Origin of the sequence: Prosthecobacter sp. (assembly GCF_044236155.1) — a bacterium.
GTDB lineage: Bacteria > Verrucomicrobiota > Verrucomicrobiia > Verrucomicrobiales > Verrucomicrobiaceae > Prosthecobacter.
On record NZ_JBIIHA010000003.1, the window covers coordinates 142203 to 161304 of the forward strand.

At 61.7% G+C, this 19102-nt stretch carries 23 protein-coding genes; 8 read left to right on the forward strand and 15 right to left on the reverse strand.

The genetic code is table 11. The annotated features are described in order from the left end of the window. The first annotated feature begins 95 nt into the window (after positions 1-95). A complete protein-coding gene (locus ACILSE_RS04425) occupies positions 96-782 on the forward strand; it encodes a YdcF family protein (protein ID WP_395716145.1) in 687 nt (228 codons plus the stop codon). A 23-nt stretch (positions 783-805) separates the two neighbouring features. Here the strand turns inward: ACILSE_RS04425 and pheA are convergent, their stop codons facing one another. Both pheA and scpB read right to left on the reverse strand, forming a co-directional pair. Further along, complete coding sequence (gene pheA / locus ACILSE_RS04430; protein ID WP_395716146.1) at positions 806-1885, reverse strand: chorismate mutase; 1080 nt, start codon at positions 1883-1885, stop codon at positions 806-808. A gap of 17 nt (positions 1886-1902) precedes the next feature. Beyond that, positions 1903-2643, reverse strand: a complete 741-nt coding sequence (scpB, locus tag ACILSE_RS04435) for an SMC-Scp complex subunit ScpB (protein WP_395716147.1) — start codon at positions 2641-2643, stop codon at positions 1903-1905. A 134-nt stretch (positions 2644-2777) separates the two neighbouring features. On the opposite strand from scpB, the gene ACILSE_RS04440 reads away from it, so the two are divergent. Then, positions 2778-3977 carry a hypothetical protein gene (locus ACILSE_RS04440; RefSeq protein ID WP_395716148.1) on the forward strand — a complete coding sequence of 400 codons (1200 nt, stop codon included), beginning with the start codon at positions 2778-2780 and terminating at the stop codon, positions 3975-3977. Between the two features lies 1 nt (position 3978). On the opposite strand, the gene ACILSE_RS04445 is transcribed toward ACILSE_RS04440, so the two are convergent. Beyond that, positions 3979-4395, reverse strand: a complete 417-nt coding sequence (locus ACILSE_RS04445; RefSeq protein ID WP_395716149.1) for a cupin domain-containing protein — start codon at positions 4393-4395, stop codon at positions 3979-3981. A 78-nt stretch (positions 4396-4473) separates the two neighbouring features. Continuing rightward, the gene (locus tag ACILSE_RS04450) at positions 4474-4734 is read right to left on the reverse strand and encodes a hypothetical protein (RefSeq protein ID WP_395716150.1); all 261 of its coding nucleotides are present in this window, start codon (positions 4732-4734) and stop codon (positions 4474-4476) included. Between the two features lie 47 nt (positions 4735-4781). Between ACILSE_RS04450 and ACILSE_RS04455 the strand changes: the two genes are divergently transcribed. Next, entirely contained in the window at positions 4782-5744 is a 963-nt protein-coding gene (locus tag ACILSE_RS04455) for a phosphoglycerate dehydrogenase (RefSeq protein WP_395716151.1), read from the forward strand. Between the two features lie 7 nt (positions 5745-5751). Here the strand turns inward: ACILSE_RS04455 and radC are convergent, their stop codons facing one another. The 9 genes from radC to ACILSE_RS04500 all read right to left on the reverse strand — a co-directional run bounded on the left by radC (position 5752) and on the right by ACILSE_RS04500 (position 12236). Further along, entirely contained in the window at positions 5752-6447 is a 696-nt protein-coding gene (gene radC, locus ACILSE_RS04460) for a DNA repair protein RadC (protein WP_395716152.1), read from the reverse strand. A gap of 51 nt (positions 6448-6498) precedes the next feature. Beyond that, positions 6499-7509, reverse strand: a complete 1011-nt coding sequence (locus ACILSE_RS04465; protein ID WP_395716153.1) for a polyprenyl synthetase family protein — start codon at positions 7507-7509, stop codon at positions 6499-6501. Positions 7510-7607: 98 nt separating this feature from the next. Next, complete coding sequence (locus ACILSE_RS04470) at positions 7608-8210, reverse strand: N-acetylmuramoyl-L-alanine amidase (protein ID WP_395716154.1); 603 nt, start codon at positions 8208-8210, stop codon at positions 7608-7610. Further along, on the reverse strand, positions 8207-8692 hold the full coding sequence (locus ACILSE_RS04475; RefSeq protein WP_395716155.1) for a LysM peptidoglycan-binding domain-containing protein: 486 nt from the start codon (positions 8690-8692) through the stop codon (positions 8207-8209). Before ACILSE_RS04475 ends, ACILSE_RS04470 begins: the two co-directional genes overlap by 4 nt. A gap of 38 nt (positions 8693-8730) precedes the next feature. Beyond that, positions 8731-9132: a hypothetical protein gene (locus ACILSE_RS04480; protein WP_395716156.1), complete on the reverse strand. Its 402-nt coding sequence runs from the start codon at positions 9130-9132 to the stop codon at positions 8731-8733. Positions 9133-9250: 118 nt separating this feature from the next. Next, the gene (locus tag ACILSE_RS04485; protein ID WP_395716157.1) at positions 9251-9667 is read right to left on the reverse strand and encodes a Tfp pilus assembly protein FimT/FimU; all 417 of its coding nucleotides are present in this window, start codon (positions 9665-9667) and stop codon (positions 9251-9253) included. A 174-nt stretch (positions 9668-9841) separates the two neighbouring features. Further along, positions 9842-10579: a TlyA family RNA methyltransferase gene (locus tag ACILSE_RS04490; protein ID WP_395716158.1), complete on the reverse strand. Its 738-nt coding sequence runs from the start codon at positions 10577-10579 to the stop codon at positions 9842-9844. Between the two features lie 12 nt (positions 10580-10591). Beyond that, a complete protein-coding gene (locus ACILSE_RS04495) occupies positions 10592-11170 on the reverse strand; it encodes a hypothetical protein (protein ID WP_395716159.1) in 579 nt (192 codons plus the stop codon). A 49-nt stretch (positions 11171-11219) separates the two neighbouring features. Beyond that, a complete protein-coding gene (locus ACILSE_RS04500) occupies positions 11220-12236 on the reverse strand; it encodes a hypothetical protein (protein ID WP_395716160.1) in 1017 nt (338 codons plus the stop codon). A gap of 189 nt (positions 12237-12425) precedes the next feature. On the opposite strand from ACILSE_RS04500, the gene ACILSE_RS04505 reads away from it, so the two are divergent. From ACILSE_RS04505 to ACILSE_RS04515, 3 genes are all read left to right on the forward strand, one after another. Next, positions 12426-12683, forward strand: a complete 258-nt coding sequence (locus tag ACILSE_RS04505; RefSeq protein WP_395716161.1) for a hypothetical protein — start codon at positions 12426-12428, stop codon at positions 12681-12683. Between the two features lie 91 nt (positions 12684-12774). Next, the gene (locus ACILSE_RS04510; RefSeq protein ID WP_395716162.1) at positions 12775-14019 is read left to right on the forward strand and encodes a hypothetical protein; all 1245 of its coding nucleotides are present in this window, start codon (positions 12775-12777) and stop codon (positions 14017-14019) included. Then, a complete protein-coding gene (locus ACILSE_RS04515) occupies positions 14016-14786 on the forward strand; it encodes a carbon-nitrogen family hydrolase (RefSeq protein ID WP_395716163.1) in 771 nt (256 codons plus the stop codon). The genes ACILSE_RS04510 and ACILSE_RS04515 overlap by 4 nt, the downstream gene beginning before the upstream one ends. On the opposite strand, the gene gmk is transcribed toward ACILSE_RS04515, so the two are convergent. Then, positions 14787-15389, reverse strand: coding sequence for a guanylate kinase (gmk, locus tag ACILSE_RS04520; RefSeq protein ID WP_395716164.1), 603 nt, complete (start codon positions 15387-15389; stop codon positions 14787-14789). A gap of 92 nt (positions 15390-15481) precedes the next feature. Between gmk and ACILSE_RS04525 the strand changes: the two genes are divergently transcribed. Next, the gene (locus tag ACILSE_RS04525; protein ID WP_395716165.1) at positions 15482-16828 is read left to right on the forward strand and encodes a Gfo/Idh/MocA family protein; all 1347 of its coding nucleotides are present in this window, start codon (positions 15482-15484) and stop codon (positions 16826-16828) included. 67 nt (positions 16829-16895) lie between these two features. Here the strand turns inward: ACILSE_RS04525 and ACILSE_RS04530 are convergent, their stop codons facing one another. Further along, complete coding sequence (locus ACILSE_RS04530; RefSeq protein WP_395716166.1) at positions 16896-18170, reverse strand: efflux RND transporter periplasmic adaptor subunit; 1275 nt, start codon at positions 18168-18170, stop codon at positions 16896-16898. Between the two features lie 123 nt (positions 18171-18293). On the opposite strand from ACILSE_RS04530, the gene ACILSE_RS04535 reads away from it, so the two are divergent. Next, a complete protein-coding gene (locus ACILSE_RS04535) occupies positions 18294-19097 on the forward strand; it encodes an alpha/beta fold hydrolase (RefSeq protein ID WP_395716167.1) in 804 nt (267 codons plus the stop codon). Positions 19098-19102: the final 5 nt, after the last annotated feature.

Sequence of the window (19102 nt, forward strand, 5' to 3'; positions counted from 1 at the left end):
GGCCTTACTATATGTCCATGAAATCTCTCCTGCCCTTCGTTCAGCCTCTCGGAGTTGCCTGGCTTCTACTCACCGCGTTTTTGCTTCGGCAGATTATGAAGCGTCGGCAAGCCACCACGGCCCTTGCCGCCGCCTCTTGGTTCGTGCTCACCCTTTTCACATGCACAGCTCTTCCATCCCTACTTCTTGATTCTCTGGAGAGTCGGCATCCGCCAGTGGCAGCGGGAGATCTTCCCGTTTGCGACGCGATCGTCTGCCTCGGCGGTGGTGTGTCACCGTCACCTCCCGAACCCGCAGGAGTTCATCTCAAGAGCGCTGCCGACCGGCTTCCTGCAGCGCTCATCTTGGCACGGATGCAAAAAGCCCCTCATCTGGTGATCGGAGGAGGCGGCTACAAAATCCACGGCAAGTGGCACTCTGAAGCGGACACGCTCAAAGACCTGCTCAATCCCGTTTTGGGCACCCCAGTAGCTGTTTTCAGTCTCGGTTTGTGCGCCGACACTCATGACGAAGCACTCAAGACGGCCCGGCTGGCGCAGGATCATCAGTGGAAAAGCATTCTCCTGGTCACATCGGCCTATCACATGCCCCGGGCCTTGGCCGTCTTCCGGCGGCAGGGGCTGCAAGTCACTCCTGTTCCATGCAATTACATCACCTCGAAGTTTCGTGGCACAGAACGTGACCCGATTCATCCGCCCAATCATGGCGAACTTGAATCTTTCAGCCTTTGGATGCACGAGATCGTCGGGAGCCTGGTCTATCGCTGGAAGGGCTGGATCTGATTTCTCCAAGCCACCCTGGCCTTTTACCTCTCCTCCACCCAGCCCGGCGCGGGATAGCTGCCGAGCGTCTTCACCTGAACCGCATGCTCTTCCAGGGCGGCGACCGCCTGCTGGATCGGCACATCGCTATGATGGCCGCTGATTTCGAGGAAGAAACGCGCCTGGGTACCGCAGGGCGTGGGGCGGTTCTCGATCTGACGCACATTGATGTTCCGGGACGCGAAAACCTGCAGGACCTCCATCAGCGCTCCAACACGATCCTTGGAATGGATCATCAGCATCGTGTTGTCGTTGCCGGATGGCGGCCCGGAGCGGCGACCGAGAATGATGAAGCGCGTCTGGGTGGCGTATTCGCGCGGAGAAGTGGCAATCACGCGCAAACCATGCAGTTCGGCGCCTAGAGGAGTACCCAACGCGGCGATGCCGGCATTCTGCGCGGCGAGCGTGGCCGCCGCGCTGGTGCTTGCAGATTCCAACAGCTTGGCGCCGGGAAAACTCTGTGCCAGCCACGGACGGCAATGCGCGAGCATCTGCGCGCAACCGTGAATCTCCGTGATCGTGGCGTTAGCGCCCTGCGCCATCACGGCGGCATCGGCTTTCCACAGAATCTCCGCGTAAATCTGCAACGAACTATCGGCGAGATGGTCGAGCGTGTGACTTACCGCGCCTTCCGTCGAGTGCTCGATGGGCAGCACGCCATAATCGGCGGCTTGGGACGCCACACGGCCGAAAACGCCCTCCGTGCTCGCCTCCGCGAGGTATTCGACACAGTGGCCGAATTTGTTAACCGCGGCCTGATGCGTCCAAGAGCCGGCAGGGCCGAGGTAGGCGATCTTAAGGCTGTCCTCCAGTGCCAGCGCCGCGCTCATGATCTCGCGGAAAATCGCGCGGATGGCGCGCTCGGTGAGTCTTCCCTTTTGCGCGCGGTTCAGCTCCGCCAGCTTGCGCAGAAGCTGGTCCTCGCGGCCAGGCACATAGATGTCGAGATCGTCCTTGCGCTTGATTTCACCGACGGCATGCACCAGCTCCGCCCGCTCGTTCAGCAGACGGAGAAGCTGCTGGTCGATGCTGTCGATCTTCTTGCGGACTTCTTCGAGGGACATGACCGCAGAGTGGGGATTCAGGCTTCGGCAGATACCGTTTCAGACACGGCTTCCTCGGCCGCGGCGACAGGCGCGAGCGAAAGCTGCTGCTCATGCGGCTGCTCGCTGTTCGCCGCTGCTTGTTCATCCGCGGCAGGCAGCTTGACACGGCGCAGTTCGGACGCGTTCGGCATGTCGTCGAGGCTGCGCACGCCGAAGTAGTCGAGAAACGCCTCGGTGGTGCCGTAAAGCAGCGGACGACCGGGAAGATCGGCACGTCCTTCGATTTTCACCAGACCGCGGTCGATGAGCATCTGCACCATCGCATCCACCGAAACACCGCGGACTGCTTCGACGCCCGCCTTGGTGATCGGCTGGCGGTAGGCGATGATCGCAAGCGTTTCGAGCGCCGGCTGGCTGAGTCGCTGGATCTTTTTGCCCGGATACAACGCACGGCACCACTCCGCATACTCGCCACGGGCGGCGATGCGCCATCCGTTCGCACGTTCGACGAGCGTGAAGGCATGCTTCTCCGCTTCGTAGCGGGCGATCAGCTCATCCAAGATCGCGCGCACCTGCTCCTCGGTCGTTTCCGCCAGCGGAGCCACCCATTCCGGAATCTGCGGGCTTTCGAGAGCGCCTTCACCACCCGCGGCTGACTCGGCGGCCGACTGCAGGATGTCCTTCGCCGTTTCTTTGACAGCGGCGCACATCTGCGGCACGCCCAGCGGTTCCTGGGAGGCAAAAAGAAGGGCTTCAACGATCGAAATCAGTTCCATGACAAGGGTGGGCAACCTCAAGCGAGCCAGCGTGGCGAGTCAAGCCGGGGAACACACTTCAAATCCCTCGACGGCGCGGCGTTCCAATGCCGCCGTTCTTGACATCACGGTCCCGCCCGCGCTCTCATGCGATCATGGCCTTGCGTCTGGACACCGCCGTCATCCGTGGCGAAATCGACAACACCACCCGCGAAAACGTGCGCGGAAAGATCTGGCTCGTCGGGCGTGACGAACCCGTCGTCATCGACCTGCGCGGCAATGCCTGGCGTGATGTCGCCGGCTGCAAGGTCACCTTCACCAATCCCAAACCGGCCCCGCAGCCCGCCGCCGACGCGCTCCAGCCGAAACAGAAAGGCTACGTCGGCGACATCACCGCCTCCCGCAAAGTAAAGGTCTTCACCGTGCCCGAAGAGGAATGGCTCGCAGCCTACGACGAGGACCGCATTCAGGAAGCCCCCTCCGAGTGGCGTAACGCGCTCTACCTCGAATGGTTTTCCGAGGAAAACGGACGCGTCGTCATCGAGAGCGCCGATTTCCAGCTCGGCATCTCCGAATGGCTCTGGGAAATGGACGAGGCGCAAGAGGAGGCGCAAAAGATGACCAACCTTCACGCCATGCGCGGCTGGCTGGCAGGCATCATCCAGCGCCCCGAGCCGAAAAATGACGATGACGACGAGGAATTCGACGACAGCGAGGAGTCTTGGGAAGAATCCCTCAAACAATCCGACCGTCTTACCGACGCCCACCTCGAAGCCCTCGAAAAATACGGCGAGGACGGTCTCGACGACGACCGCGTCTCCTTTGTCATGGGCTGGGACCATATGCTCGGCGGTGATACCGGCGAAAAGCCCGATGCCGACGATGATGACTCATGGCAGGACGTCGCGCCGTCCGGGGAGTTCGGCACCGCGGACGACGATGAGGACGTCTTCATCGACGAGGACAGCCCGGAAAGCCACCCGCTGCAAAAACGCTCCCACGACCTCCTCCTTCGCCTCATGACAGAGCTCGACGACGAGCGCGAGGAGAATGCCGAGACCAGCGACGGCAACACAGCGCTCGACCGTTTCATACGTAACACGATGAACATCAGCGGCAAGCTGGCCGGCGCGCTCGGCATGCGCGGCTTTGCCGGCTCGCGCAACAAGGGCTACGTTCTCGCCATCCTGCGCCGCTGCCTGAACTGGGCCAACGAAGCTCTCTCCGCCTTGAACGAGCTCAAAGAATCCTCTGCCTGGCAGGGACGCTCCAATCTGCTCGAAGAATTTCGCGCCGAACTCTTTGCCCTGCGCGATGGCATGACGGACTTGCGCAGAGAAATGCGGGAGAAGTAGCTCAGGCCGCCCGCAGCGACTTCCACGGCTCTTCCTGGCTGTGATCGACGATCCCCGGCTCATCCGCCTTCGCGGGTGAGAGGATCGCCAGGAACACCAGCATCTCATCTCCCGCGTTCCATGTGCCATGCACTTCACCCATCGGGATGAACGCCATGTCACCCGGGCCGAGGATTTTCTTCTGTTGGCCGACCCACTGCTCAGCCTTGCCAGAAATGACGTAAATCAGCTCCTCCCGCGTCGGATGCGAGTGGAAGGGATGGCTGCGGCCCGGCTCCATGTTCGCACGCACCATCATGAGATGCTCGTTGTTCACGATGTCGCCGCGGCACAGCCACTCCTCGAGCGTCCACGGGGAGAGAAAGTCCACTTTTTCAGCAGCAGTGACAAAACGGCGGTCGGAAATGGTGTCAGACATGATGGAGGAGGCTAATGGCTTGGAAACGCAGGGACAAGACTCTTGATTGCACCAGGGGCTATCTGATCTGCCACACCGTCAATACGTGAACAGATCCTTCACACCCCACGCCTGCCCGCTCTCGCTGTCCCGGAGCTTCACGGCACGGTTCAGCGCGTCGGCCATGCGCTGCTTCATGTGCTTCGTCAGCCGGCGGCCCTTGCGGGCGCGTTGGACGGCCTTGTGCGTCATCGGCTCCGTGCTGGCGGCCACCAGATCGTGGTTCCCCAGCCCGTGCGTGGTCATGATGGCATCCAGAGGCTGCACGCCCATGTTGCGCTCGATTTCGTCCTGTCCCATGCTTCTCATCTAGTTCCGATTCCCGAATTCCCAACCTCGAATTTGCCATGCGCGTCCTTCTCACCACCACCAGCTATCAAGACACCCCCGGCGACCACCATGCGCTGCTGGAGGCGCAGGGCTTTGAGATCCACCGCGAGCGAGGACCACTGCCGGAGAGCCGCATGCTGGAGCTGGCCGGTCAGTTTGACGCCTTCCTCTGCGGTGACGACGAAATCACCCTGGCCGTGCTCGACAAGTCGCTGCCCCGTCTGCGCGTGATCTCGAAATACGGCATCGGGCTGGACAAGATCGACGTCGCCGCCTGCACGGAGAAGAAGCTGCCCGTGCTCTTCACACCCGGCGTCAATCACACCACCGTCGCCGAGCACACCTTCTGCCTGCTGCTGGCGCTCGTGCGTAATCTGGTCGATTCCGCCAACGCGGTGCGCAACGGACAGTGGAAGCGCGTCACCGGCCACGAGATCTGGAATAAGACCATCGGCATCGTCGGCCTCGGCCGCATCGGCCAGGAGGTGGCGCGTCGAGCGTCGGCCTTCGGCATGAAGATTCACGCCATGGACCTGCCGCAATACTGGCCGAAGGCCTTCGCCGACGAGTTTGCCATCACCCAGCACGAGAGCATCGAAACCATGCTGCCGCACCTCGATGTGCTGAGCCTGCACGCGAATCTGAGCGAGAGCACACGCCACCTCGTGAATGCGAAACGCATCGGCCTCGCGAAAAAGGGCCTGCTGGTCGTCAACACCTCGCGCGCCGAGCTCGTTCACATGCAGGACATGATCGCCGCGCTCGAAAGCGGCCAGGTGGGAGGCTACGCCACGGACGTGCTCGATGAAGAGCCGCCGCCCGCTGACCACCCGCTGCTGAAGCACCCGAAGGCCCTCATCACCCCCCACATCGGCTCCCGCACCTATGAAAGTGTTCCGCGCCAGGCCATGCGCGCGACCTTGAACCTGGTGAACTACCTCAAAGGCGAAAAAGACGTCATCCAGGCCAACAAGTGGTGAAACCCGTTCACAGCAGTCCGTGCTCGCGGAAGCTGAAATAGGGCTGCGCGCGTGATTCGGAGGGCGTGCCGATGACGAGGTGGTCCTGAAGGATCACGCCCATCGTCTCCGCGGCATCACGGAGACGGCGGGTGAGACGGCGGTCGGCATCACTGGGCGCGGGATCGCCGCTGGGGTGATTGTGGACGAGAATGAACGCGTGGGCGTTATGAACAAGCGCCTTGCGAATGAGGTCGCGCGGAGCGGCGGTGCTTTCATTGATGCTGCCGCGAAAAATTTCCTCGCAGCGCATGAGCGTGAGCTTGGTGGTGAGTAGAATGAGCCGCACCGACTCGTAGCCGAGCGCCTGCATTTCAGGGCCGATGAAGTCATAAACCGCGCGCGGGTGATCGAGCACGATGTCAGGTTTGGATGCCTCGCGCGCACGGCGGCCGAGCTCAAACGCGGCGGCGAGCTTCGCGGCCTTGGCGGGGCCCAGAGCTTTGATTTCAGTCAACACGGCCGGTTCGAGTCGTGAGAGATCGCGGATGGAACCATAGTCACGGAGCATGCGTTCGCCGATTTGGAGGGCATTCTCGCCTTTTGTGCCGGTGTTGATGAAAAGTGCGAGCAGTTCGGCATCGGAAAGCGCCTGGGGGCCGAGGCGCAGCAGGCGTTCGCGCGGGCGGTCGTTCTCCGGGATGTCGTGAATGCGGTGGGACATGCGAGAAATGGTCCGCGCAGTCTGACACAGGCCGGCCGATTTCGGCAAGGCTCAATGAATAGCCCGGCACTGATCGAGAAGGCCGTGCAGATAGCCGACGATGTCCTCGAGCGCCTGTTTGTGCGGCGTGGCGGGAAGGCCGATCAGATCGGCGCGGGCAGAAAGCAGCATATCCTGGGCGAACTTCACCGCCCGCTCGACAGCGCCGTCGTAATCGGCGATGCCGGCGAGGATGGAGGTGTCCATCGGCTCGCCCTTGAGCAGCATGCGGCTGAGCTTTTGCTTCTGGGCGTCAGTGGCGCTTTCGAGGAGGTAAAGAATGGGCAGCGTGAGCTTTCCACGCGCGAGATCGGTGCGCAGAGTCTTGCCGACGGTTTTTTCATCGCCCACGAGGTCGAGGCAGTCGTCGTAGATTTGGTATGCGGTGCCGAGCTTGAGACCGTAATCGCGCAAGGAGCGCTGAACGGCCTCGGACTGATGATTGAGGCGCGCACCGAGCTCGCTGGCGGCTGCGAAGAGCGCGGCGGTCTTCATCTCGATCATCTTGAGATAATCGGCGACGGATAGATTCAGGTCGAAACGGCGCTGTGTTTGCAGGATTTCTCCGGAACACACATCCCGCGAGGCGCGTGCAATGGTGCGGCAGACATGGGTGTCATCAAACTCGGTCGCCAGTTCCAATGCGTAGGCGAAAAGACTGTCGCCAAGCAGCACGCTGAGGCTGCTGCCCCATTTCGCGACGGCGGTGGGCACTGCGCGGCGGATGTCCGCTCCGTCCATGATGTCGTCATGAACGAGCGAGGCGATGTGGACGAGTTCAAGGATGACGGATAGGCGCGTGTGCCCCTCATGCGTGCCGCCGGTGGCGCCTCCGGCGAGCACGGCGAGCGCGGGGCGTATGCGCTTGCCGGAGGTTTTGCAGACATAGCTCACATAACCCTCGACGCCGGGGTCAAAGGCGCGCGCCTGGTCAAGAATGGCCGCCTCGACGTGCTCCAGATCCGCTCGCACGAGATGAAACGGGAAGACGGGGTTGCTGGCGCTGGTTGCGGTGGCTGACATTGATTGAATTAACGTTTCGACCACGGCGGGAGGTTCGTCAAATAGCGGGCCAAGGCTTCATCATGTCTGATTTTCAAAAGAAATGAAAACCAGGACGCTCAGCGAGCCCGCACGGCGAGAAGTCCGCTGACAATAGCGTCGGCTAGCTTCTGGCGATGAGCGGGATCTGCGCAGCGCGCGGCCTCGCGCTTGTTGCTGATGTAGCCGCATTCGACGAGCACGGCGGGCATTTGGGTTTCTCGCAGCACCTTGTAATCCGCGTCGAAAATGCCGCGCGACCCACCGGGAACCTTGCTTTTGATGCTGCGGCTGATCGCGCTGGCGAGAATTTTGCCACGCGGACTGCGATAGTAGGTCTCGCCGCCGGAGATGATGGTTTTTCGGCTGCCGTTGAAGTGAATGCTGACAAAGACCGATGAAGGCACGCGGTTGGCGATGCGCGCGCGCTGGTCGAGTTCAACAAACGTGTCCGTGCGGCGTGTCATGACCGTTTTGAGGCCACGGGATTTCAACCCGGCCTCGACACGCTTGGCGACATCAAGGCAGAGCCGTTTTTCAATCAACCCGTTCCAGACGGAGCCACCATCCTTGCCGCCGTGACCCGCGTCGATGACGACGGTGGAGAAGCGCAGCGTTTGAGAGGCGGCCGGCACGGCGGGCAGCGCCAGCGCGGCCAACACGATGCAGGCGAGTCGGATCACTTGGGAATCTTGAGCGTTTTGCCGGCGCGGATGAGGTCGGACTTCAGGCCGTTGGCGGCCTTCAGTTTGGCGACGGTGGTACCGTTCTTGCGAGCGATGGTGCCGAGCGTGTCGCCACTCTTGATGGTGTAGGAGCCGCCCTTGCCCGAGGATTTGGACTTGGAGCCGGATTTGCCCTTGGAGCCACGCGAACCGCGCGTCGCCGCTCCTCCATGCGATGTGCGCCACGATGAGTAGTCCATGCCAGCCCCCTGTCCGCCCTCGGACGCCCAGTCGGTCTTGTAGTCACCGTTGTCCGCGAACGGGTAATCTTTGTGCGCCATGCTGTGCGGCGGCGTGCTGGCAGAGCCGTGGAGATTGATGACAGGCAGGTTTTTCGGCAGGCCTTTGATGTGCCCGGAGTTTTGACACGAGGCCAGCAACAGCAGGAGAGGGGCGACGAGGCCGGTTTTGAGCAGGAACTTCGTGATGGGGTGGCTCATGAGTGTGATACGCCAATCTCGCGTGATTCACGCCCGAATCAATCCGGCGTGTGAAAGCGGCTGATCTTCTGCTTCACACGCGGGATGCCGCTCTTGTCTTTTTCGAGGATGATGGTGCGCTCGTGGAAGTGCTCCGCGCCGCTGCCGGGCAGGCTGTAACGCCACTCGGTGTCCTCGGGCATGTTGCGCTCCATGGGATTTTTGATGGTGTTGTAAACGGAGCGGCCGTCCATGCCGACGCGCACCATTTTGAACTTCCGCTCGGTGAATCCCTGCGCGTAACGCGTGCTGGTGGAGCCAAAGTGCCTCACAGCCTTCATCGACTCGGAGATGCTGTAGCCGTAGTTCACGCTGCAATACAAGACCATCAGCGCCGGGATGAGCAGGATGGCGGCCGGGGTGAGGAGATACCAGTTCTTTTTGATGAAGGCGGAGTTCATGAAACCGCATGCTGGTGGAAACGCCGCTGACAGGCAAGACAAAACACACGGTCAACGTTGCGCGGACAAACCCGCCTCCGCGCATGGCTCACAATTCGCTCAAAGAGCGCAACTGGAATCACATCTTTTGATCTCCCGTCCGATGAGCTATCTCGCTGCTGCTGTAGCGCAGTTCACCGTTTACGATCCGCAGGTATTTGGCGGCACCTTTGATGTCTTCTTCGCTCAGCCCAGGAACCACAAACAGCCGTCCTTTCATCGCACCCTGAAGCGGCATGCCGCCACGGACGACGGCGCGCACTGTTTCAAGCACACTTTCCCCTTGGACAAAGTCCAGTCCGGCGGCTTGGGCCATGGTGCAGGTGGAAGAGAGTTCTTGGGCATTGCGACGATCACGAGCAGCATAGATCGCGTCGTTTTGGCTAAACATGGGAACCGAGATTCCTAGAATGACCCCAAGCACAGCCAAGAACATCAGGACTTCAAAGAGGCTGAAGCCGGAGTGGTGGCGAGAATGGCGCGTTGGTATTTTCATGAACGTTTGTTCCAATGATTGTAAATTATGATAATTATCGCATTGTTGCAAGCCAAAAACTCACAATTTTGCGCTTTGCCACAGTTTGGAGAATCCAAAATGACAATTCCGCCTTTGAAATTTCGGTTTTCCGCCTCGGTCCGATTTACTCCCCTTCCCTCGTGCCTCTGAGGCTCAGTCCAAAACCCGGAACCAAGCCAGGAACTCACGATTCCCATCCGTTCCTTGGATTGGTGACTCGATCAAGCCCTGCCACTGAAGCTGGGCCTGTGAACGCACGAATTCCTCGATGCGCGCGCATGCCTTGGCATGCAGATCCGGCTCCCGCACGATGCCCCCCTTGCCGATTTCCTCCCGGGAGAGCTCGAACTGGGGCTTGATCAGAACCACGGCATGCCCGCCGGCGCGCAGCACCTGCAAAGCGGCGGGCAACACCAGGGTGAGGGAGATAAAGGACAAGTCGGCCACGAGGATATCCACATCCTCTCCCACATCTTCACGTTTCATGTGGCGCAGGTTGAACTGCTCCCGTGAAACCACCCGGGGGTCGCTGCGCAGCTTCCAGGCGAGCTGATTGGTTCCCACATCGTAAGCGAAGACCTTCACGGCTCCCCTTTGCAGGAGGCAATCCGTGAATCCTCCCGTGGAAGCACCGACATCGAGCGCTTTCATGCCTGTGACATCGATCCCGAAGTGGTTCAGCGCTCCTTCGAGCTTCAATCCTCCGCGGCTAACATATTTCGGACGCTCGCGCACGACGATCTGTTCCCGTTCCTTCACCAGCCAGCCGGGCTGGGTGATACGCCGGCCCATCACGCTGACCTCGCCCGCCATGATGAGCCGCTTCGCCTGTTCCCGCGAAGGCACGACCCCGAGCTTCACAAGGGCGAGATCGAGACGTTCACGCTGCATCGGAGGCGGTGCTTATTTCCGAACAGGCAGGATCAGTTCGTCACCCGCCTCAATGGTTACGCCTGGCAGGCTGGCCGAGGTGTCGATGTCCACGACCGCTTCCGAAGCCTCGATGGTGTCTCCCACGATCACACGGCCCACCAGGCCATCGCCACGACGCACATCGAACTTCATGCCTTTGGTCAGTTCTTTGTCCTTGCCTGCGTTTATGACGGCAAATCCTTGGTCGTTGTGAATCTCGATCACCTTCGCCATCGTGGGCATGCCGAGAAGCTGCTTCTGAAGCGCCGTCAAGGGAGCCGCAGCAGGCGCCGCTGAGGGCTGCGTGGCGGGCGCGCCGGGCATCAGCCCGCTCCCGGCCAGCGGAGGCGCGGCGGGGACCGCCGCCGGCGGCGATTCCGGAACTGGTGGCAGGGTGGCGACCGTGGTGGGCTTCGCAGGCATGGCCATCTCGCGCACAGCCTGCTGCTTGCGAACGAGTTCGAGCTCTCTTCGGGCCCCCTGGGCCTCCTCCTGAGCCTCCCACGCCAGATAACTTGTGATGGCGAGCAGGATGACTGTGAGAGCCACGGCAAAATGGGAAAGACGCATGATCCCGCATGCTAGACGCAAGCTCCGCACGGATCAACCCTGCGCGCGATCAACGCAGCAACCCCAGCAACTCCCGCATGCGCAGCTCGATGTTCAGCAGGCTCGCCTGCACGCCTGAGAGCCACTCCATGTCCGCACCGTCAGGATTTTGCTGCACCAGCTTGTCCGTGGCGTTCAAAGCTGCCGCGAACAATGGAAGGCTCTGCTCCAGATCGACGACGAGAAATTGCCACTGGCTTTTCTCCTGACCGGTGAACTGCCGCAGGACATGAATCAAGTGCGCGGCCAGATCAGCCACGGTGGAAAGCAGCCGCAGCACCGCCGGTCGCGTGCGCACCTCCTCATTGAAGACGAGCAACCCTTGAAAACGCCTCAGTTCCTTCGCCAGCGCGGCGGATCGCTCCGCTGGATCACGCTCCTCGCGCCCAGGACGTGCGGGCTTCCTCGGTGCGCCGGAGGCGGGGTCGTTCTGCACCGCACCGAAGGGATCGCTGCCCGGCTTCACCGGCTGGAAGGGATCATCAAAACCCGGGCTGTGCAGAGCATCGGCCGACTTCGTGTTTCGCTTGCTGCCCAAAAGGAAATGCTTCCGCCGGGCGCGGTTCTGCCGCAGCAGGGCGGCCTCCTCCTCCTTGGTCAACTGCCAGCGCGGCGCGGAAACACGCAACTGCAAATGCCAGGACTGGATCAGGATGCGCTGGTGGTCCTGATTGAACCACTCGAAAAACAGCAGATTCTTCAATCCCGGCGGCACCGGTAGGGTCAGCAAGGCTCCCGACTGGGCCGCCCGGCGTCTTGGCAGTTTCGCGACGCGATAAGACGCCGTCATCAAGCCGCTGTAACCATGCTGAAGCGGTGCCACCGCCCCCACATGCTCCTCATTCGCCTGTAGCAGCGGGTTATGAAAGTCCACACGACAGCCGGCGATGTCCCGCAGGAAGTTTCCCACAAGTTCCACACGCACCGGCTGGCTCTGGCCCGCCAGATGCAACACACCTGTCACCAAGCCGGGCACTTCATTGGAGAGGTACCCACCGAGGATCGACGATTCGAGGCAAATAATCATTACTTGTCATATAAACTAGAGGCCGCTCGCGGATGCCGCAAGCGCCCATGCCTTCTGGACACAAAAAAGGCACACCTTCCTTACCGACCACATTGCGTGGAACTGTGGCAAGATTGCTGCTTGTTCCACATCTCATCTGGTGTAATGCCCCAGCACCCCAAATCTGAACCCCATATCCAAAAAACACCCATGAAAGACCTCGTTTACCTCAGCCGCTCCTTCGTAGAATTCGGCCCCTTCACCAAAAAGGAAATCATCGACTTCCAAAAGCGTGGTTTGATCGCCGACACCGACTACCTCCGTGACGAAGGCTCCGACAACTGGCTGCATTGCCAGGAGTGGCTCACCATCGTCCCGATGCCCGCGCCGAAGCTCGTGAAAAAGCCCGCCGCCAAGGAAGCTCCCGCAAAAGCACCTGCCGCGAAGAAGGCCAAAAAAGCCGCCTGATCCTGCTCCGGCCTAGACCTCTTCGACAATCGCAAGCGCGTCCCCGCCTCCGGGCTGGACGCGCTTCTTCTTGCATGCGAATAGCCCGCCTGTGAGCGAACACGCCGCCACCCGCCGCACCTTCCGCAACGAGCTCTGGCGCTCGCTGCCCTCGGGCGTCATCGACACGCTCACCGCCACCTTCGGCATGCTCCTCGCCGTTCGTGTCTTCCACATGGGCGATGTGGCAAAGTCCGTCTTCCTCAGCGCCACCAGCGGCGGCATGGTTGCCAGTTTGTTCGTCGTTCCGCTGCTCCTGCGGGCCAAAAGCACCATCCCGCGCACGGCGGCAAAGGTGCAGATGCTCGGCGGTGCCTTCATGACCGTCTCCGCCGCCTTTCCGCATGACCCTCTGCTCTATGTTGCCGGCCTCAGCCTCGGTTTGTTCTGCCTCTCCATGCAGATCCCGCTGATGACGCAGATCTACCGCATCAATTATCCCGCGCACATGCGTGGAATGCTTTACGCCGTCACCGGCGTCACACGCGCCGCCGCCGCCGTCTGCTTTGGCTTCGCGGGGGGCAAAATGCTCGGCTGGAATCTCGATTCCTACTCCTGGCTCCTCTGGGCCTTCTCGGCGAGCGGCTTCATCTCTGGGTTCTGGACTTATGGCCTGCCCGCCACCCCTTGGGAGGCGCCGGAAAACTCAAGCACCAGCCTGTGGAGTTCCATGCGCTGGATCCGGGAGGACCACGACTTCCGCACGCTGCTCATCTCCTGGATGATCATGGGCGTCGGCAACCTCGCCGCGTGCAGCCTCTTCGTCGAATACCTCGCCAATCCGCGCCACGGCATCAACCTGCCCGAGTTCGAAGTCGCCTGGATCACCGGCGTCGTGCCCGTCCTCGCCCGCGTGATCTTTTCGTATCCCTGGGGCCTCGTTTATGACCGCTTCCATCTCTTCACCGTCCGCGCCGTTTTAAATGTCTTCTTCGCCGGCGGCATCCTGTGCTTCTACCTCGGCCACGGCATCGGCTGGTGGACCTTCGGCATGGCCATGTGGGGCATGGCAAACGCCGGCGGCAACGTCACCTGGGCGCTCTGGGTCACCAAGCTCGCCCCCAAGCACGCCGTCGCCGAATACATGAGCGTCCACACCTTCCTCACCGGCATGCGCGGGCTCATCGCACCTTCCCTGGGCTTCGCCATGGTCAAAATTATGTCCTTCGACACCTTCGCCATCGTCTGCGGCCTCGCCATCCTCTCCGCCAGCGGCTTCATCACCGTCCGCGCCCGCACCAGCGACCCGGAAACCTCCAAACGCCTCAGCCCCGGTGCCAAGCCTGAACGCCTATGAACGTGCATCTCGTCCAACTTGACTCCATCTGGGAAGATCCTGCCGCAAATCATGCGAAGGCGCGGAAACTGATCGCCGGGGCCGCACCGCAGCCGGGCTCGCTGATCGTGTTGCCGGAGATGTTCTCCACCGGCTTCAGCATGAACCTCTCTGTCACCGCCGAGCCGGAAAGCGGGCCCACTGAGCAGTTTTTGCGCGAGATCGCCGCGCTGCACCAAAGCTGCGTCATTGGGGGCCTCGTCACAAAAACAGCCGGCGGCCGGGGATGGAATCAATCCCTCGCCATCGCGCCCGACGGCACGCTGTTCACCCGCTACACGAAAAACCGCCCCTTCAGCCTGGGGGGCGAGGACCAGGTGCACCAGGCGGGCACGAACGTGAACGTCTTCGAATGGCAGGGGCTCAAGATCGCCCCGCTCATCTGTTACGACCTGCGCTTCCCCGAACTGGCCCGCGAGGCGGTGCGCGCCGGGGCTGAGGTGCTTGTTTACATCGCAGCCTGGCCGGTGAGGCGCTTCCTGCACTGGATCACGCTGCTCCAGGCCCGTGCCATCGAAAACCAGGCCTACGTCATCGGTGTGAACCGCTACGGCAGCGATCCGCAGTTCAGCTACAACGGCCGCAGCCTCATCGTCGATCCTCATGGTGTCATCATCGCCGACGCGGGCGAGCAGGAACGCGTCCTCAGTGCTCAAATCGATTCCCAAATCGTTCGCGATTGGCGCTCACAGTTCCCCGCGCTCAAAGACGCCGGTTTGATGACCTGATCACATCAAACTCGTCCGCATCCTGCCCGCTTCGAGGATCGCGTCAAAGCGCCGCGCGTCATCCTCGCGTGAACCGCTGACCAACACGTGGCCGTAGGCACGCCAGTGCTCCATTTCCGCCGCAGCGTTCTGCATGCGCAGCTCAAACGCCGCCGCGTCCTCCGTGGCGCGGCCTGACAGACGAGTGCGCAGTTCATCGAGGCTCGGGGGCATCACGAAGATGTCCAGCAGGCAGCGTTTCACGAGTTCGTCCTCGCAGGCGCGCACCTGCGCCGCGCCCTGCACATCGATGTCCATGATCACGTCCACGCCACGCTTCAGATTTTCATAAACGTAGCTCTTCAGCGTGCCGTAGAGCCGCCCATGCACGCGGGCGTGCTCAAACAGCTCGCCACGCTCCACGCGGGCGAGGAAATCGGCTTCAGTAAGAAAGAAATAGTCCTTCCCGTCCACCTCCCCTGCCCTTGGCGCACGCGTGGTGCAGGAAACGGAGAACACCGCCTCGCCGCGATCGCAGACTTTTCGCGCGAGCGTCGTCTTACCGGTGCCCGAAGGCCCGGAAACGATGATCAACTGCCCCAGGCGCTGGTTTGAGAACTCCATGTCTGTCGGATAGCCACGCAAACTCCGAGTGCAAGAGACTTGGCAGGAGGCAAGTAATGGTTCAACCTCAAATTCCACCCACCACCACGACCATGCAAACCGCGTCTTCCCGCCGTCACTTCATCCGCGCCGCCGCCGCAGGCGTCTCCGCGCCGTTCATCCTTCCTTCCCGCGTCTGGAGCGCCGACACCGCTCCCAGCAAGCGCCTGACGCTCGGCTTCATCGGCAATGGCAAGATGAACAGCGGCCACCTCAACAACTTCCTCGGCCGCAAGGAAGTCCAGGTCGTCGCCGTCTGCGATGTGGACACCACCCGCCGCGAAAACGCGAAGAAGACCGTCACCGATCGCTACAGCAAGGACCAAGACACCACCTTCAAGGGTTGCGAGGCCTACAATGACTTCCGCGAGCTGCTCGCCCGCAAGGACATCGACGCCGTCGTCATCGCCACGCCGGACCACTGGCACACCATCGTCTCCATCGCCGCCATCAACGCTGGCAAGGATGTTTATTGCGAGAAGCCGCTCACCCACAACATCCACGAGGCCATCACCCTCATCAATGCCGTCCGTGGCAGCAAACAAATCCTCCAGACCGGCTCCCAGCAGCGTTCCAGCAAGGAGTTCCGTGTCGCCTGCGAGCTAGTGCGGAACGGCGTCATTGGCAAGATCCAGCGCGTCGAAACCCAGTTCGGGTCCCCCGCCAAGCCGAACGCGAACAAGGAAGAGCCCATGGAGCCCGGCCTCGATTGGAACCTGTGGTGCGGCCCGGCCCCGCTCGCCCCTTACAGCAGCGTGCTCAGCCCCCGTGGCGTCCACAATCACTTCCCCGCCTGGCGAATGACCCGCGAATACGGCGGCGGCATGGTCACCGACTGGGGCGCGCATCACATCGACATCGCCCAGTGGGGTCTCGGCGAAGATGAGAAAGGACCGGTCGAGATCATCGCCCCTGAGAAGCACGATGAGGCCAAGGAGGGCGCGAAACTCGTCTATGCCAGCGGCATCCCGCTCACCCATGTCAACAACGGCTTCGGCGTGTCCTTCTACGGCGAAAGCGGCGAGGTTCACGTCAACCGCGGCAAGTTCAAGCTCGTCATGGGCGGCAAGGTCGTGCACGAATTCCTCGGCAAGGACACCAAGGGCACCAGCCTCGACCGCGAGGTCATCATGGCGGAGCGCACCTTCCTCGCCGACGCGAAAGTGAAGCTCTACAATTCTCCCAATCATCACCAGGACTGGCTGGACTGCATCAAGAGCCGCAACCGTCCGATCTGCGACGTCGCCATCGGTGCCAGCACCGTCATCTCCTGCCACCTCATGAACCAAGCCTATTACCACGGCGGCACCCAGAAGTGGAACCCCGAGAAGCACGAGTATACCAGCGGCGGCGACGCCAAATGGCTCACCCGTGACTACCGCGGCGAGTGGAAGGTCTAAAATGGAGCACGGACGCTCTCGTCCGCATCCATCTCTCCCAAGGCGGCCTCGCAAGGGGCCGCCTTTTTTATTTTACCTCGTCACGCTTCACGACATCGCTGCCGTCCTTCACCGTGTCCGGCGGATGCATGAGCACTTCGTCGCCCGCTTTGAGGCCCTCTAGCACCTGGGTGAGCTTGCCGTCGGTGCGTCCGGCTTTCACCGTGACCACCTTGGCGTTGCCATTATCAAATAGAAACGTCTTCCACTCGCTGCCTTCACGGAACAAAGCGCCGGACGGAACCAGAAGAGTTTTGTCGCTGTGCCACACCGCCACGCGCACCTCCACTCGGTAGCGGTCGCCCAGGGATTTCAACGCCGAAGTCTGCGCCACGAAATCGCTAAGCACCAGCACCCTCTGCTCCTCCACGCCAAGCGCCGAAACCTTGGTAAACGCGGCCGGTTCGACGCGGCGCACGCGTGCCTTCGCAGGCTCATCTCCGCCCCATTGCTCGACCGTCACCTCCGCCCCAAGCTGGATCGCCACCGCGTCACGCGACAGGATCTCCGCCTCGATCTCCAGGTCAGTGGGATCGCCGATTTCGAGGATGGGTGCGCCTGGTGCCACGATGGTGGCGCTTTCCTGCTGCACGCGCAGAACAACGCCATTCACCGGGGCGCGCACATCGATCGACGCGCCCCCTTCGGCCGGTTTCTCGATCTGCAGCAGCGCCGCTTTCGCCTGCGCCAGCTCATAATCCGCCACCTGCAGCGCAAACTCCGCCGAGCGAACCTCGCGCGCCTTCATCTCCGCCTCACGCTCAAAGGTGTCTCGGTCCGTGTCACTGACGGTGCCCTTGTCAGTGTTGTTCTTGATGCGGTCCCAATTTGCCTGCGCGTATTTCAAGCCCGTGCGCGCCATTTCGATGTTTTCATTCGCACGGCTCCGCGCGGCTGTCGCCGCATCGACGTTTGCCTGAGCCTGCATGCGGGCACGAGTGTCGAGCAGCGGCGAGATCGCCGGCTCGATGCGCGTGAGCACCGTTTTGCCGCTCTCGACCTTGTCGCCTGGTTTCAAAACCACACGCTGCATGCTTCCCGCCACCGGCGCGGCCACGACATAGCGGTTGCGGACTCGGGTTTTTCCCTCCTCGGACACGTAAACGGTGAGCGGTCCATTCTGTACCACGCCCACCTCGACTTCCACCGGCCGCGGTTGCAATGCATAGAAAACAGCCCCGGCCAGTCCGGCGACAATGCCCCAGGCGAGCAGCTTTCTGGCTAGTCCCCGCCGATTCGGCAGACGTTTTGCCTCCCAGGGCGGCGTGGAGGATGATGCGGGGGCTTGACTGGCTTCAGACATGAGTGCGTAATCCATGATGCACGTGCTTTGACGCGTGGCAGGTGATTTTTGCTTGTTGCGTTCATGCCCCCCTGCTCAAATCCCCGCCTCTCCCATTCTTCATCACTCCAACCCTCCACAGCCATGCCCCACGTCGAAACCAACGGAATCAAAATGTTTTACCAAGAACGCGGCAGCGGTGATCCGCTCGTCTGCATCATGGGCGTGACCGCCCCCGGCGGCGTGTGGGACGCGCATGCTCAGGCCTGGGAGAAACACTTCCGCTGCATCCTCGGTGACAACCGCGGCGTGGGCGAAACCGACAAGCCCGCCGGCCCCTACACCACCGCGATGATGGCCGACGACTACGCCGGTCTCATGGACAAGCTCGGCATCAAGCAGGCACGCGTCGTTGGATGCTCGCTCGGCTCCGTCATCGCTCAGCAACTCGCCCTGCGCCATCCGGACAAGGTGAAGAGCATGATCCTCATGTGCACCTGGGCTCGCCAGGACCGCTTTGGCCTCTACACCTGGCAGCACCTCATGAAGTGCAAGGCCACGATGCGCCCCGAGGACTTCATGCACTACGTGCAGATGCTCATCTTCACCAAGCCGTGGTTCGACAACGACGACTGCTGGAACAACATGCAGCAGGGCCTCAAGGACGCCGCCACCAATCCCGCTCCGCAGCCCGTGCATGCCATGGAGGCGCAAAGCGCCGCCGCCATCACGCACAACACGCTCAACGAGCTCAAGAACGTGAAGTGCCCCACGCTCGTCATCGGCGGCAAAAACGACACCTTCACCCCAAAATGGATGAGCGAGGAAGTCGCCGCCGCCATCCCCGGAGCCGACCTGCACCTCTACGACAACGCCGGCCACGCCTTCCACTGGGAATGCCTCGCCGACTTCAATCCGCGCACCACCGAGTGGCTCTTGAAGCATTGATCTCC

Coding starts and splice junctions, on each gene's coding strand:
- gmk (WP_395716164.1), bottom strand. CDS start 15,389: ATGGAGTTCTCAAACCAGCGCCTGGGGCAGTTGATCATCGTTTCCGGG.
- ACILSE_RS04525 (WP_395716165.1), top strand. CDS start 15,482: ATGCAAACCGCGTCTTCCCGCCGTCACTTCATCCGCGCCGCCGCCGCA.
- ACILSE_RS04530 (WP_395716166.1), bottom strand. CDS start 18,170: ATGTCTGAAGCCAGTCAAGCCCCCGCATCATCCTCCACGCCGCCCTGG.
- ACILSE_RS04440 (WP_395716148.1), top strand. CDS start 2,778: ATGGCCTTGCGTCTGGACACCGCCGTCATCCGTGGCGAAATCGACAAC.
- ACILSE_RS04485 (WP_395716157.1), bottom strand. CDS start 9,667: ATGAAAATACCAACGCGCCATTCTCGCCACCACTCCGGCTTCAGCCTC.
- ACILSE_RS04495 (WP_395716159.1), bottom strand. CDS start 11,170: ATGCGTCTTTCCCATTTTGCCGTGGCTCTCACAGTCATCCTGCTCGCC.
- ACILSE_RS04465 (WP_395716153.1), bottom strand. CDS start 7,509: ATGTCAGCCACCGCAACCAGCGCCAGCAACCCCGTCTTCCCGTTTCAT.
- ACILSE_RS04505 (WP_395716161.1), top strand. CDS start 12,426: ATGAAAGACCTCGTTTACCTCAGCCGCTCCTTCGTAGAATTCGGCCCC.
- ACILSE_RS04455 (WP_395716151.1), top strand. CDS start 4,782: ATGCGCGTCCTTCTCACCACCACCAGCTATCAAGACACCCCCGGCGAC.
- ACILSE_RS04490 (WP_395716158.1), bottom strand. CDS start 10,579: ATGCAGCGTGAACGTCTCGATCTCGCCCTTGTGAAGCTCGGGGTCGTG.
- ACILSE_RS04480 (WP_395716156.1), bottom strand. CDS start 9,132: ATGAACTCCGCCTTCATCAAAAAGAACTGGTATCTCCTCACCCCGGCC.
- ACILSE_RS04515 (WP_395716163.1), top strand. CDS start 14,016: ATGAACGTGCATCTCGTCCAACTTGACTCCATCTGGGAAGATCCTGCC.
- ACILSE_RS04450 (WP_395716150.1), bottom strand. CDS start 4,734: ATGGGACAGGACGAAATCGAGCGCAACATGGGCGTGCAGCCTCTGGAT.
- ACILSE_RS04500 (WP_395716160.1), bottom strand. CDS start 12,236: ATGATTATTTGCCTCGAATCGTCGATCCTCGGTGGGTACCTCTCCAAT.
- scpB (WP_395716147.1), bottom strand. CDS start 2,643: ATGGAACTGATTTCGATCGTTGAAGCCCTTCTTTTTGCCTCCCAGGAA.
- ACILSE_RS04445 (WP_395716149.1), bottom strand. CDS start 4,395: ATGTCTGACACCATTTCCGACCGCCGTTTTGTCACTGCTGCTGAAAAA.
- radC (WP_395716152.1), bottom strand. CDS start 6,447: ATGTCCCACCGCATTCACGACATCCCGGAGAACGACCGCCCGCGCGAA.
- ACILSE_RS04535 (WP_395716167.1), top strand. CDS start 18,294: ATGCCCCACGTCGAAACCAACGGAATCAAAATGTTTTACCAAGAACGC.
- ACILSE_RS04425 (WP_395716145.1), top strand. CDS start 96: ATGAAGCGTCGGCAAGCCACCACGGCCCTTGCCGCCGCCTCTTGGTTC.
- pheA (WP_395716146.1), bottom strand. CDS start 1,885: ATGTCCCTCGAAGAAGTCCGCAAGAAGATCGACAGCATCGACCAGCAG.
- ACILSE_RS04475 (WP_395716155.1), bottom strand. CDS start 8,692: ATGAGCCACCCCATCACGAAGTTCCTGCTCAAAACCGGCCTCGTCGCC.